General features: G+C 68.2%; 10 protein-coding genes. 4 read left to right on the top strand and 6 right to left on the bottom strand.

From position 1 onward, the window contains the following. Positions 1-243: 243 nt before the first annotated feature. The 4 genes from E9232_RS32850 to E9232_RS32865 all read right to left on the bottom strand — a co-directional run bounded on the left by E9232_RS32850 (position 244) and on the right by E9232_RS32865 (position 7,797). A complete protein-coding gene (locus E9232_RS32850; protein ID WP_309801485.1) occupies positions 244-1,758 on the bottom strand; it encodes a RimK-like ATPgrasp N-terminal domain-containing protein in 1,515 nt (504 codons plus the stop codon). A gap of 82 nt (positions 1,759-1,840) precedes the next feature. After that, positions 1,841-3,301 (bottom strand): aromatic amino acid lyase, encoded by a 1,461-nt coding sequence (locus E9232_RS32855; protein ID WP_309801486.1) that lies wholly within the window; start codon positions 3,299-3,301, stop codon positions 1,841-1,843. A gap of 242 nt (positions 3,302-3,543) precedes the next feature. Further along, the gene (gene secA, locus E9232_RS32860) at positions 3,544-6,261 is read right to left on the bottom strand and encodes a preprotein translocase subunit SecA (protein WP_309801487.1); all 2,718 of its coding nucleotides are present in this window, start codon (positions 6,259-6,261) and stop codon (positions 3,544-3,546) included. Between the two features lie 225 nt (positions 6,262-6,486). Continuing rightward, positions 6,487-7,797 carry an esterase-like activity of phytase family protein gene (locus tag E9232_RS32865; protein ID WP_309801488.1) on the bottom strand — a complete coding sequence of 437 codons (1,311 nt, stop codon included), beginning with the start codon at positions 7,795-7,797 and terminating at the stop codon, positions 6,487-6,489. Positions 7,798-8,073: 276 nt separating this feature from the next. Here E9232_RS32865 and E9232_RS32870 point away from each other — a divergent pair, with 276 nt between their 5' ends. The 4 genes from E9232_RS32870 to mutT all read left to right on the top strand — a co-directional run bounded on the left by E9232_RS32870 (position 8,074) and on the right by mutT (position 12,011). Further along, positions 8,074-9,066: a peptidylprolyl isomerase gene (locus E9232_RS32870; RefSeq protein WP_309801490.1), complete on the top strand. Its 993-nt coding sequence runs from the start codon at positions 8,074-8,076 to the stop codon at positions 9,064-9,066. Positions 9,067-9,096: 30 nt separating this feature from the next. After that, positions 9,097-10,341 carry a bifunctional glutamate N-acetyltransferase/amino-acid acetyltransferase ArgJ gene (gene argJ, locus E9232_RS32875; protein ID WP_309801491.1) on the top strand — a complete coding sequence of 415 codons (1,245 nt, stop codon included), beginning with the start codon at positions 9,097-9,099 and terminating at the stop codon, positions 10,339-10,341. A gap of 511 nt (positions 10,342-10,852) precedes the next feature. Then, positions 10,853-11,413 carry a GNAT family N-acetyltransferase gene (locus tag E9232_RS32880; protein WP_309801492.1) on the top strand — a complete coding sequence of 187 codons (561 nt, stop codon included), beginning with the start codon at positions 10,853-10,855 and terminating at the stop codon, positions 11,411-11,413. Positions 11,414-11,618: 205 nt separating this feature from the next. After that, positions 11,619-12,011 carry an 8-oxo-dGTP diphosphatase MutT gene (gene mutT, locus E9232_RS32885; RefSeq protein WP_445351997.1) on the top strand — a complete coding sequence of 131 codons (393 nt, stop codon included), beginning with the start codon at positions 11,619-11,621 and terminating at the stop codon, positions 12,009-12,011. Positions 12,012-12,121: 110 nt separating this feature from the next. Here mutT and E9232_RS32890 read toward each other — a convergent pair whose 3' ends face one another. Then, a complete protein-coding gene (locus E9232_RS32890) occupies positions 12,122-12,490 on the bottom strand; it encodes a hypothetical protein (protein ID WP_309801493.1) in 369 nt (122 codons plus the stop codon). A gap of 472 nt (positions 12,491-12,962) precedes the next feature. Then, positions 12,963-14,087 (bottom strand): helix-turn-helix transcriptional regulator, encoded by a 1,125-nt coding sequence (locus E9232_RS32895; RefSeq protein ID WP_309801494.1) that lies wholly within the window; start codon positions 14,085-14,087, stop codon positions 12,963-12,965. Positions 14,088-14,143 lie beyond the last annotated feature (56 nt).

A 14,143-nucleotide genomic window follows, 5' to 3' on the forward strand; every position in this document is an offset into this window, starting at 1 on the left:
CACCGGTCCTCGAGGCTGAACTGTCGGTAGCTTCGTCCCATCGCAACACCCCCTTCAAAGGGTGTTGCACTTCGTTTGTGAAGTCAGGGGATCTCGCAAGGCTTTGTCCGGGAAGAGATTCCCGCTTTCGCGGGAATGACGGTCAAGGCGCGAAGGCGCCGGCGGACCTGAGCCGGAAACGGCAAGGGCCGCCCGCGGCGGCCCCTGGAGCGTCGGACCGGGTCCGACGCGGATAACAGCCGGCTACCAGATCGACGCCGCGGCCCGCGCCGGCTCCGGCTGCTGCCGCTCCCCGGCCTCGATCTGCTCCAGGAAATGGGTCACCAGCCGCTGGTACAGCGCGTCGCCCAGGCAGGCATCCTCCATCCCGACATCGATGTTCGGGTTGTCGTTGACCTCGATCACCACCGGTCCGTTCGCCGTCTCCTTGAGGTCGACGCCGTAGAGCCCGGTGCCGATCAGCGAGGCGGCGGCCAGCGCCGCGGACAGCACCGCCGGCGGCACGGCATCCAGCGGCACCGCCTCGGTCGCGCCCTCCTCGCTGCGCCCGTCGCGGCCGTGGCGGAAGATCTGCCAATGGCCATGCACCATGCCGTAGCGGCAGGCGAACAGCGGCTGGCCGGCCAGCACGCCGATGCGCCAGTCGAAGCTGGTGTAGAGGTATTCCTGGGCCAGGATCAGGCGTGACCGGCGCAGCAGCCGCCGCCCCGCCACCGGCAGCTCGGCCGGGGTGTCGACCCGGACCACGCCGCGCGAGCAGGCGCCGTCGGGGATCTTCAGCACCAGCGGGAAGCCCAAGGCCTCGCCGGCGGCCAGCAGGGTGTCGGACCGCACCGCCAGGGTGCGCGGCTGGGCCACGCCCTCGGCCTTCAGCCGCTCGTGCAGATAGACCTTGTTGCAGCAGCGCAGGATCGAGACCGGGTCGTCGATCACAGGCAGGCCCAGCCGCGCCGCGCCTTCCGCGAAGACATAGCTGGGGGTCTGCAGCGCGGTGGTCTCGCGGATGAACAGCGCGTCGAAGCCGCCGAGTCGGGGCAGGTCGCGATGGCCCAGGCATTCGGTCTCGACCCCCATCGACGCCGCGACGTCGCGCAGCCGGTCGATGGTGGCCGGCCGCGACGGCGGCAGCGCCTCCTCGGGGTTCACCAGCACCGCCAGGCGGCGGGCGCGGCGGAACGGGCGCGGCGTCGGCGGGGTGCCGGCCAGCCGCTCCAGCGCGGCGTGCAGCAGGCGGCGCTGCCGCGGGTCCAGGCCGGGCAGCGGCTCCGCCACCACCTGCAGCAGCTGGGCGCGGGCCGGGTCGATCTGCAGGGTCATCAGCGGCAGGCCGAACGCCTCATAGGCGGCCTCGGCCACCTCCTGCAGATGCGGCCGGTCGCAGCGGCCCAGGGCGACGAACAGGCGCCGGGGCACGGCCAGGCGGCCGTTGCCGCCCTGATGGTGGTGCTGCGCCGCCAGGGCGCGATCCACCGCGGCGCGGCGGCTGCGGGCCAGCCGGTCGTCGGCCTGGTCGGCCAGGGCGGCGGCGGTGGGGGTCACGGCATAGCCGCGGGCCTCGGCGATCAGCGAGACGTAGTAGCCGAAGGACAGGGGGCGCTGGTCACGGCACAGATTGACCACCATGGCGCCGCGCACGGCGCCAAGCTCGGGCAGGTGGTGGCCGTCCAGCAGGTCGTCGGGGGTGACGACGCGGCAACTGGGAGGCAGGTCGTCGGACAGCCCATCCGGGTCGTCGACGACAATCAGGGTTGTGGCCATGGGTCCGTAATGGCGGTGGAAAGGGCCCGTATCGTCCCGCAGGCCCGCCTAAAGGTGCCATTCGGATTGTGGGATGGCGCCGTCAGGCGGTGGCGAACACCCGCTGCGTGAACCGTTGGGCGAGGCGGCCGAGCTCCGGGCCCAGCACCCGGTCCTCGGCGACCGGCGGCACGACGGCCCGAACCTCGTCGACGAAGGGCCGCAGGGCCGGCGGTGCCGCGCGGCCGGTGACATGCAGCGCCTGGGACGCGACCACGGCCAGCATGGCCAGCGCGGCGTCCAGGCAGCGGCCGGCGCGCTCCTCCTTCGACCAGGCCGGGAACGCGGTGGTGGCGACGTCGTCCTGGCCGGAGCCCGCCGCCTCGGTGCCGGGGATGAAGGTGCGCTGCGCCGCCGCCTTGGCCTGCTCCAGATACCCGGTCACCGCCATCGGCACATAGCCCAGGCTGCCATGGCCGTCGCTGTCGCTGGGGTCGCGCCCGACCATCAGCAGGTCGGGCAGGTGCGACACCCGGCCGGCCAGCAGCTTCGAGCTGTGGCGGTCGCACAACAGGCAGAGATCGGCCCAGATCGCCGCCAGATCGTCCAGCGCCGGGGTCGCCATGGCGTTGTGGTAGCCGCCGGTGCTGAGGCAACGGCCATGGGGATGGCCCGGGCCCGCCTCGTCCGGCGGGATGTAGACCGGGTTGTCCGAGGCCGAGGCCAGCGACACCGTCGCCGCCCGCTCCGCCGTCGCCAGCGCGCGATGCGCCTGGCCCAGCACCCGCGGCACGATGCGGTAGCTGACCGGGGCCTGGTAGCCGCGCCGGCCGTCGCCGGAGCTGTCGAGAAACGCCCTGAGGCCGCGCAGGGCCGTAGCCTCGTGCGCGTCGCCCCACAGCGCCTCCAGCGCCGCGTCGTAATGCTCCAGCGGCGCCCGGAAGGCCTCGATCGACAGGGCGAACACGGTCTCGGCCAGCCGGACCCGGCGGCGGGCCGCGAGGGCGGCGTCGGCCACCAGCGCCGCGGCGCAGGGCGACCCGTTGATCAGCGATCCCCGCTCCTTGACCTCCAGCTCGAAGCCGGCGCTGAGCGCGGCGAACAGCGGATACAGCGCCAGGATCTCGCCGGCGCCGCCCTGGCCGGCGGCCGGCACCTCCGGCAGCGGGCCGCCGTCCAGCATGGCGGCGACGGCCAAAGCGATCCGCGGCGTGGTGGCGGCGTGGCCCTCCAGGAAGTTGGCCAGCCGGGCCAGGACGATGCCGCGCACCACCCGGTCGGGCAGCGGGTCGCCGAAGGCGGTGGCGGCGGCGAAGGCCTTGATCCGGGCGTGGCGGTCGCGCTCCTCCGGCCGCAGGCGCCGGTCGGCCAACTCGCCCATCGCGGTGGTGACGCCGTAGATGACGAGGTTCGGATCGATGTCGATCAGCTGCAGGAACGAGGCGCGGCACTCCGCGATCCGCCGCAGCGCCGCCTCGGTCAGGCGCACGCCCTCGCCCTGCCAGGCGACGCGGTGCAGGGCGTCCAGCGTGATGTCCGCCCGTGTCGTCAGTGCCACCGTCATCCGGATCCGCTCCCGTTTCGGGGACCTTCGGCGCCCCCGTCGGCGGGCAGCTTGGCAAAAGCAAAGGCCGGCGGCGATGGGATTCGCCGGCCGGCCCTTGTTGTGTCGTGCGTCCCGGTTAACCGAGACGGTCACGCCGCCGACCTGCAACGGTTACACCAGAGTGCTATGGTCGGTTACACCATCACGCTGTGGCGGTGACACCCCAAGCTCGGATGGTTACACCGTCTCGCCGCGGATGGTTACACCACCGCGCCGTGGCAGTGCTTGAACTTCTTGCCCGAGCCGCAGGGGCAGGGGGCGTTGCGCGGGGTGTGTTCCCAGTCCGGGTTCAGGGCGAAGGCTGCGCTGGCCGCCGCCACCGCGCCGCCGGCGGTCGCCATCTCCGGCGGTGCGCCCAGCGCCGGGTCGAAGCGGCTCTCATGCATCTCGCGCTGCATCGCCGCCTGCTGCTGGGCCTCGATATCCTCGGGCCGGTTGATCCGCAGCTCGACCTGGCACAGCACCTGGGTGACGTTCTCGCGCAGGGCGCCCAGCATCTCTTCGAACAGGTTGAACGCCTCGGCCTGGTACTCGCGCAGCGGGTCGCGCTGGGCGTAGGCCCGCAGGTTGATGCCCTGGCGCAAATGGTCGAGGGTCAGCAGGTGGTCCTTCCAGCTCTGGTCCAGGATCTGCAGCAGCAGGCTCTTCTCGGCCATGTGCATGATTTCCTGGCCGTAGGCCTCGACCTTGGCCGCCATCTTGGCCTCGACCGCGTCCTGGATCCGCTCCTCGATCTCGCGGTTGGCGATGCCTTCTTCCTTGCCCCACTCCTTGACCGGCAGGTCCATGCCGAACAGGCGCAGCGATTCCTCGTGCAGCCCGTCGAGGTTCCACTTCTCGGCGTAGCTGTTCTCGGGGATGGCGCGGGCGACGATGTTGGCCACCACCTCCTGCCGCATGTCGCTGACCATGGCGCCGACATCGTCGGCCTGCATGATCTCGCGGCGCTGCTCGTAGATCACCTTGCGCTGGTCGTTCATCACGTTGTCGAAGCGCAGCAGGTTCTTGCGGATGTCGAAGTTGCGCGCCTCGACCTTCTCCTGCGCCTTCTCCAGCGCCCGGTTGATCCAGGGGTGGATGATCGCCTCGCCCTCCTTCAGGCCGAAGCGGCGCAGGATGCCGTCCAGCCGCTCGGAGGCGAAGATGCGCATCAGGTCGTCTTCCAGCGACAGGAAGAACTTCGACCCGCCGGGGTCGCCCTGGCGGCCGGACCGGCCGCGCAGCTGGTTGTCGATGCGGCGGCTCTCATGCCGCTCGGTGCCGACCACGTAGAGGCCGCCGGCCTTGAGCACGATCTCGCGGTTCGCCGCCACCTCGGCCCGGATCTCGGCCTCGCGCTGGGCGCGGGCGGCCGGGTCGTCGATGCCGGCGAGCTCCAGGTCCACCCGCATCTCGACATTGCCGCCGAGCTGGATGTCGGTGCCGCGGCCGGCCATGTTGGTGGCGATGGTCACGGCGCCCGGCCGGCCGGCCTGGGCGACGATGTAGGCTTCCTGCTCGTGGAAGCGGGCGTTCAGCACGTTGTGCGGGATCTTCTCGCGCTGCAGCAGCGCGGCCAGCGTCTCCGACTTCTCGATCGACACGGTGCCGACCAGGACCGGCTGCTGCCGGGCGTTGCACTCGCGGATCAGGGTGACGATCGAGGCGTATTTCTCGCGGACGGTGCGGTAGACCTCGTCGTCCTCGTCCTTGCGGGTGACCGGGACGTTGGTCGGGATCTCGACCACTTCGAGGCCGTAGATCTCGCCGAATTCCGCCGCCTCGGTCTGCGCCGTGCCGGTCATGCCGGCCAGCTTGGGATAGAGGCGGAAATAGTTCTGGAAGGTGATCGAGGCGAGGGTCTGGTTCTCGCGCTGGATCTGGACGTGCTCCTTGGCCTCGATCGCCTGGTGCAGGCCCTCGGAATAGCGCCGGCCCTCCATCATGCGGCCGGTGAACTCGTCGATGATGATGACCTTGTCATCCTTGACGATGTAGTCGCGGTCGAGCTGGAACATCACATGGGCGCGGAGGCCTTGGGTGACGTGGTGGACGATGCTCACATTGTGGATGTCGTACAGGTTGTCGCCCTGCAGCATCCCGGCCTCGAACAGCAGCCGCTCGATCTTGACCTGGCCGGCCTCGGTCAGGGCGACGGTCTTCTGCTTCTCGTCGTGCTCGTAATCCTCGGCCGCCACCAGGTTCGGGATCAGCGCGTCGATCCGCATGTACATCTCCGACGAATCCTCCGCCGGGCCGGAGATGATCAGCGGAGTCCGCGCCTCGTCGATCAGGATCGAATCGACCTCGTCGACGATGGCGTAGTTGAAGGGCCGCTGGACCATGTCCTCCAGCCGGAACTTCATGTTGTCGCGCAGGTAGTCGAAGCCGAACTCGTTGTTGGTGCCGTAAGTGATGTCGGCGGCATAGGCCTGGCGGCGCTCGTCGTCGGTCAGCCCGTGGACGATGCAGCCGACCGAGAGGCCGAGGAAGTTGTAGACCCTGCCCATCCAGCCGCTGTCGCGCTGGGCGAGGTAGTCGTTGACGGTGACGACATGGACGCCCTTGCCGCCCAGCGCGTTGAGATAGACCGCGAGGGTGGCGACCAGCGTCTTGCCTTCGCCGGTCTTCATCTCGCTGATCTTGCCCTGGTGCAGCACGATGCCGCCGACCAGCTGCACGTCGTAGTGGCGCTGGCCCAGCACCCGCCGCGCCGCCTCGCGCACCGTGGCGAAGGCCTCGGGCAGCAGGTCGTCGAGCGACTCGCCCTTCTCCAGCCGGTCGCGGAACTCCTGCGTCCGGCCCTGCAGCTGCTCATCGCTCAGCGCCTGGACCTGGGGTTCCAGGGCATTGGTCTCGACCACCGGGCCGGTGATGAGTTGCTTGACCCAACGATCGTTGGATGAACCGAACAGCTTTCGGGCGAGCGCACCGAACATCGAAACCTCGACTTGGATGGGAGAACGCCACGTCGCGTCCTCCCAGAGAATTGGGGCCGCGCGGCCGAGCTTTCAACGCGCAGCCCCCGCCGTCGCCGCGGCGCTGCGGTCAAAATGCCCGGCCTGCGGGCGCGGCACCATAGCCGAAGGGTTCCGCCCTGCCAATGGCCGCCAATAGCCGCAGGCGGGACCGCCGGAGTGGGGCGGTCCGGCTGCGCAGGCGGGCTATTTCGCCGGGTCGGCGGCGATGGCGCTGCCCTTCAGCAGCACCACCTCGGTGACCTCGCCGCTGATGCCGAAATCGCTGTCGTTGATCATCATCAGTGACCCGTCGCCGGCCAGGGCCAGCCCTTCGATCTTGACCGGCACCTCGGGGTGGTCGGCGCTGTCGAAGCGCAGGGTCTTGGTCACCGGCACGATCTTGGCGGCCGCGAGGTCCTTGGTCTGCTCCAGGCTCGGCAGGGTGTCGAGGCCGTCCCAGGCGGTGCCGTGCAGGTCGGTGGCCCCGGCCAGTGAGATCTCATAGAGCTTGGTGGTGCCGTCGGTGCGCTCCAGCACCAGGAAGCGGTCGGGCCCCAGCCCCATCATCTCGCTGATGCGCGGGTCGCTCTGCTTGCTTGACGGGTCCAGCCGGAAGCTCTGCGGGTCGTCCAGGGTGTAGACGTACTCGCCGGTCACCGCGAGGGTCGCCGGGTCCAGGGTCCACAGCCGGGCGTTCTTGGCCGCCCGGTAGGTGTCGGCGTCGGGGTTGGCCAGCGGGTTCTGGATGATGGTGGCCAGGCGCTTGTTGTCGGGCGTGATCGCCAGGGATTCCAGGCCGCGGTTGAGGAAGCGCCGGGCCAGCACCGCCGGCAGGCCGCCATCGACCGGGTAATGCGCGCCGGTGAAGTCGCCCTCGGTGCCCGCGGGCACGATGCGGCGGAGGATCTTGCCGTCGGCGGCGACATGCAGCAGCGACGGGCCGTTCTCCTCCGACACCCAGAAGCTGCCGTCGGCCAGCGGCACGACCGCTTCCGCGTCGACCGCGTCGGGGTTCTGCTGCAGCTTCTTGCCCGCGAGGTCGAGCGGCTGCTCGGTCGAGGCATGGGTCAGCGGGTTCAACAGGCCGTTGACCGGGGTGCCGGCGCCGTCGCGCAGCGGCAGCACGGTGTCGACCGTGAAGCTGCCGCCGGCCTTCAGGGTGATGCGGTAGATCGAGGGGGAGTAGTCCGGCAGCGCATAGATGCGGCCGCCCTTGACGTCGCCGCAGATGGTCTTGCCGTCGACCCCGAACACGTCCTTCACGTCGCCGCAGGTGAAGTTGGGGCCGCGGTCCGAGATGGTCCAGAAGGTCAGCGGCGGATCGTCGGCGCGGCGGCCGGCGCCGCTGCCGATGCCGACGTTGAGCACCCGGGTGGTGCCGCCGGGCACCGACATGCTGCCCAGCGCCAGCTTCGGGTCGTCGCTGCGGTAGACGGTCACGGTCTCGGCCGCCATCGCGGCGGGGACGGCCAGGGTCGAGAGCAGCAGCGTGGTGGCGGCGAGACGGAACGCCATGTACCTCTCCTTAAATCTTTGTCACGTCGGGTGCCGCCTGTCGCGGCAACCCGGCCGGAGACCTGCCGGTCTGCCGAGCTTTCTGCGGTTTCGCCCCGCTGCAGGCCAAGTGAAGCTTTGATGACGGGGCCCCGCCGTCGGCTTGTGCCGGGTTTCGCCCTGTGCTTTACCTGTCGGCCACGTCGCGCAGCTGGCGCCGCCGCGATCCCATGACCAGATGCCTGCCGCCCGTGGCAGGGCGCCGCTCGTCCCACACCTCGGAAAGGACGCGTTTCGATGTCTTCCCTTGCCCTTCGCCTGCTCGCCGGCGCGGCTGCCCTCTCCCTCCTCGCCGCCGGCCCCGCCATGGCGCAGGACGCGGCCAAGCCCGCGGAAACTCCGGCGGCAGCCGCCCCAGCCACTGCGGCCCCGGCGGATGCCGATCCGGTCGCGGCCACCGTCAACGGCCAGCCGATCCTGCGCTCCGAGGTGCTGGAGGCGATCAACGGCCTGCCGCAGCAGTACCGCCAGATGCCGGTCGAGATGCTGGTGCCGCTGATGGCCGAGCAGGTGGCCACCGCCCGCCTGGTCGCCGACAAGGGCATCGCCGACGGCCTGCAGAACGACCCCGAGGTCAAGGGGCGGCTGGAGACGGCGGAGCGCCGCATCATCCAGGACGTCTGGCTGCAGCGCCAGATCAAGGCCCGGATCACGGATCAGGTGATCCAGGACGCCTACAAGAAGTACCTGGCCGACAACCCGCCGCAGGAGCAGGTCAAGGCCCGCCACATCCTGGTCGACAGCGAGGACAAGGCCAAGGACCTGATCAAGAAGCTCGAGGGCGGCGCCAAGTTCGAGGAGCTGGCCAACACCAACACCACCGACCCCTCGGGCAAGGAATCCGGCGGCGACCTCGGCTGGTTCGCCAAGGACCAGATGGTGCCGGAATTCGCCGACGCCGCCTTCAAGCTGGAGAAGGGCAAGTACACCACCACCCCGGTGAAGAGCCAGTTCGGCTGGCACGTCATCCTGGTCGAGGACAAGCGCACCCTGCCGCAGCCGACCCTGGACGAGGTCAAGCCGCAGCTCGAGGAGCAGCTGTCCCAGTCGCTGGTGCCGCAGATCATCGCCGAGGTGAAGAAGGGCGCCACCATCGTGGTGATGGGCCAGGACGGCAAGCCGCTGCCCCCGCCCAGCACCGACGCCCCGGCCCCCGGCGCCGCACCGGGCACCGACCCGGCGGCCCCGCCCGCCGCGGGCGACCAGCCGCCGGCCGCGCCGGCGAAGTAACCGGGCGACACGCCGAAGGGGGAGGGGACCATGGCCGGAGCATTGCCGCGTTCGCCGCTCGCGCCCGAGCGGCTGCCGGATCTGGCGCCGATCGCCGGCGTGCGGCTCGCCGCCGCCGCCTGCGGGCTGAAGAAGACGGGGGCGCCGGACGTGCTGTTCGTCGCCCTCGACCCCGGCACCACGGCGGCGGGCGTGTTCACCCGCTCGCGCTGCCCCTCCGCCCCGGTGGACTGGTGCCGCAAGGCGCTGCCCGCCGGGTCCGGCCGGGCGGTGGTGGTCAATGCCGGCAACGCCAACGCCTTCACCGGCAAGGCCGGGGTGGTGACGGTCGAGGCCACGGTGGCCGCCGCGGCCAAGGAAGTGGGCTGCAGGCCGGAGGAGGTGTTCGTCGCCTCCACCGGCGTGATCGGCCAGCCGCTGCCGGCCGACCGCGTCGCCCGCCACCTGCACGACCTGGCCGGGGCGTTCGGCACCGACTGGGCGGCGGCGGCGGAAGCCATCCGCACCACCGACACCTTCGCCAAGGCCGCCACCCGCACCGCCACCATCGGCGGCACCCCGGTCGCGATCACCGGCATCGCCAAGGGGTCGGGCATGATCGCGCCCGACATGGCGACGATGCTGTCCTTCGTGTTCACCGACGCGGCGATCCCGGCGCCGCTGCTGCAGCGGGCGCTGAACGCCGCGGTCGACCAGTCGTTCAACGCCATCACGGTCGACGGCGACACCTCGACCAGCGACACGCTGATGCTGTTCGCGACGGCCAAGGCCGGCAACCCAGTCCCGAGTGAAGGGGGGCCTGCGGATGCGGCCGGCCTCGCCGACTTCCAGCGCGCGCTGAACGACCTGACCGCCGACCTCGCCCGCCAGGTGGTGTGCGACGGCGAGGGGGCGCAGAAGCTGATCACCATCGCGGTCTCGGGCGCGATCTCCGACCGCTCGGCCCGGCGCATCGGCCTGGCCATCGCCAATTCGCCGCTGGTGAAGACCGCGGTGGCGGGCGAGGACGCGAATTGGGGCCGCATCGTCATGGCGGTGGGCAAGTCGGGCGAGCCGGCGGACCGCGACCGCTTGGGCATCGCCATCGGCGGCGTCCAGGTGGCGCAGGGCGGCATGGTGGTCGACGGCTATGACGAGGCGCCGGTGGCGGCGCATATGAAGACCGGGTCGATCGACATCGCGGTCGACATCGGCATCGGCCGCGGCCGCGCCACGGTCTGGACCTGCGACCTCACGCATGGGTATATCTCCATAAATGCGGATTACAGAAGCTAGCCCGGGCTGAAGCAGGGCTGGCGCGGACGAACTGAGGTCGGGTCACGCCAGTGCATCGGGGCAAGGGCAGTTTATCGAACGTCTTCACATTGCCTCTCCCGCCCGGCGGGAGAGGTCGGGCTCGCATAGCGAGACCGGGTGAGGGCTGGCCCCGGCCGTCGAAGCTGATCGAGTCCCCCCTCCCCTCGCGGGAGGGGGGTAGGGGGAGGGGGTTTCCGCCGCCCGGGCCGGCCGTCCTCCGCCGCCCAGCAGCCTTCACCTGGCAAGACGCATTCGCGCGCGGACGCGCCCAGACCCCTCCCCCTACCCCCTCCCGCAAGGGGAGGGGGGACAAGAGAGAGGCGACACCCGCCCGCCCCGCCCCGGGAGACCGTTTGCCAGCGTGGCGGCGTGAGTCGCATGGCGGTGGCGTCGAGACCCGGCGCGCAGCGGACGTCATGTCCGTGAGCACCGGAAGCGTAGACGCCGCCGCCAGGCGGCCGCGCCGGCGCGCTGGCAGGCGGTCTCCCAAGTGAGCGACCTGCCGGAGGAGCTCGAGACCGAGCGCCTGAGGCTGCGCCGTCACCGCCCGTCCGACGCCGGCGAGATCACCCACCTGCTGGACGATTGGGAGGTGGTGCGCTGGCTGTCCGACGTGCCGTTCCCCTACCGCTTCAGCGATGCCGAGGACTGGATCCGCACGGCGGAGAAGCGCTGGATCGCCGGCCGCGACTACCAGTTCGTGGCGACGCTGGCCGACAGCGGCGCGGTGATCGGCCATATGGGGATGTCGATCGCGACCAACGGCCGGGTCGGCAGCTTCGGCTACTGGTTCGGCCGGCGCTACTGGGGCCAGGGCTTTGCCACCGAGGCGGCGCAGGCGGTGATCGCCTTCGGCTTCCTCGACCTGGGGCTGGAGCGGATCCAGGCGGCCTACCACCCCGACAACGCCCCGTCGGGCCATGTCCTGGTCAAGGCCGGGCTGATGACCGACGGGGTGAAGACCATCGAGTTCAAGGCGCTGGGCCAGGCGGTGCCCTGCCCGCTCTTCGCCCTCAGCCGCCAGGACTATTCGAAGATCTATGCCGCCTAAGAACCCCACCGCGACGGCGCAGCCCGCTGCGACGGCGCAGCCGTCGTCAGCTTCCCCCGCCGCGACGGCGAAGCCGTCGTCGGCTCCTGCGGCGGCTCTGCCGCCGTCAGCCGCACCCGCTGCGGCGGCAACGCCGCCGTCAGCCGCCGCGACGGCGTTGCCGTCGTCGGCCTCCCCCGAGCCTCAGCCCCTGCCTGCCCTGCCGATGCTCCTGGTCGTCGCCGTGGCGCTGGTCGACACCGACGGGCGGGTGCTGATCGCCCAGCGGCCGCCGGGCAAGTCGCTGGCGGGCTTGTGGGAGTTCCCGGGTGGCAAGGTCGATCCCGGCGAGACGCCGGAGGCGGCGCTGATCCGCGAGCTGCGCGAGGAGCTGGGGGTCGACACCCAGGAAAGCTGCCTGGCGCCCTTCACCTTCGCCAGCCACCGCTACGAGCGCTTCCACCTGCTGATGCCGCTGTATCTGTGCCGCCGCTGGCAGGGCACGCCGCAGCCGCGCGAGGGCCAGGCCCTGGCCTGGGTGGCGCCGAACAAGCTGCGCGACTACCCGATGCCCCCGGCCGACAAGCCGCTGGTGGCGATGTTAAGGGATGCGCTGTAGGCCAGTCCTTCAGCCGAATCAGGCATTGCCGTAGTTGATTATGGTGGGTAGCAGCGCGGTTCCTGGCTTCTGGCCTGGAACCGCGCAGGCTCCGCTAAGCGGGTAGGCGCCTAGATCTCGCCCTTGAGCCATTTGATAACCCATGACCGACGGGCACCCAATCCAGCACGGACCTCCGGATTGTGAGCTTGGCCAGTTGCTGCCAGGTCAAAGGCAAGATCGGGCGCTACATGTGCCAACGCCTTGGCCGCCTCAATTATCGGCGGGCGTTTGAGCGCATTTCCGGCAATGTGGTAGCCGATGCCCGCGGGAAGATTGTTGATTATAGAAACCATCGCTGCGACTTGATCGCCGTAGCCTGCTGCCGCTGCGGTATTGATATAATTGATCGCCTCTTGGGCGCCTTCGTTAAATCCCCAATCCTTCTCGCACCATTTCATATGTAGCCGAACGAATTCGATATCTTCCTGTTCGCTCATTTCAGTCTATCTCCCACGTCGCCAGTGTATCCCTGATTGCCTTCCGCCTCGCCTGGCGTGGGCGGGAGGCCGGTTGCCCTAGGGGCGAACGCGGTATGATTTTGCAGCCTGATCATCTCGGTCGGCATAGTGCGTTTGTACCAAGCGTCGCCACTTGGTCACACGCCTCCCGCTTGGTTCATATGGTCGAGGAGAATCCGATGCCGGCGGATCAGTGGTGTTGTGCGCTGACAGCGGATCAACTCAACTCAAGAGTTTCGACTCGGTGATAGTGCAATTTAAGATTTGATTTTATTCTCAGGAGTTCGTTCAGGCGCATATTCAGACAAACTATCCCAGAAATCTACTTCGCTGATCTGCTTTATTCTTAAGTATAAAGTTAGAATTATATGCCTCTATTGTAATTATAAATAGGAGAGAAGTATATTTCGATTGAGGGGGGGGGATTTTATTGCTCTACTCGAGCTGCTCACTATCCAACCGTCAGCGATCGCAACAGCGCAGCCAGATCGGTTTGGCGATTAAGGCCGGTCTTCGTAAAGATCGAGGCTAGATGGTTTCGGGCAGTGTTGCGCGATATAGAAAGCAAAATGGCGGCTGATTCTAGACGAACACCATGAGCCAAGTGTTCGGCCAGTCGAATTTCTGCTTCCGTTAGCTCAAATAATGCTGCGAGCGCAGAAGTTGATATCGGGGGACGGGATATCGGATCGACCAGAATCACCAGGGCTGCTCGACCAATGGCGTCGCTAAAGGGTTCCGCGGAAACCAGCGGATAGACGGAGACTAGCAACGGACGGCGACGGCGGCGTGGCACGCGAACCGACAGCGGGGTATCAATCCCCATCGAGCGCGACAGAGCAGCAGCCAACGCGTACTCCACCTCATTTGCTGCCGTTGGATCCTCCAAGTCCAACTGGCCGCGAGACTGCGCAATTCCGTCTTGCTGTTCTATCAATCGGAGCGCGGCTGGATTGGCATAGACGATGCGTGAGCGCGAATTAATAACCATAAGTGCTGTCTGCACGCGATCCAGAGCTGCGGACAGTGGTGCTGTATCTTGCCAGAACCGCCATCTGTCACGAAGATGCAAGGCTCGCGCGATATGAGGAACGGCTACTTGTAGCAACCTCGCCTCGTCGAGGGTATAATCGATCCTGTCTCCATTTCGGTGAAGTCCAAATATTAGCTTGTCACTTCTGCCGATTGGAATAATCGCGCCAGTGACCCATGGTGCCTTTGAATCCACTGTGCGAAGGAAATCGTTATAGAACGCCGTACGTTTAAGATCTTCGACCGAAACAAATTCACTGCATATTCGAACAACACCAATCTGATTTATTGGCGTTGCCTTGACCCAAGGGTCTTGCGATGCAAATTCCGCCTCATAGACGGCCATTTCCTTTGGCGTCCAGAAACCCTGAGATGCGAGGATCGAATGATCCCCGGATGAGGTCGTTACACATTCATAGCCTCGATCCGCAGACACTAGCTGCATAATTCTCGACAGCGCCACCGCGTCCATTTCTGGTTCGCAGGCCGCGTCATAATATGATCCAATGATGTCGAGTATCGACTCTATATTAGATGTGGACATCGCAAATCTCGAATGCAATGTAACTGAATGTGATCGCGAGCAATGCGCTAGTGGAC

It is taken from the genome of Inquilinus ginsengisoli, assembly GCF_031453975.1.
Taxonomy (GTDB): Bacteria; Pseudomonadota; Alphaproteobacteria; order DSM-16000; family Inquilinaceae; genus Inquilinus; species Inquilinus ginsengisoli_A.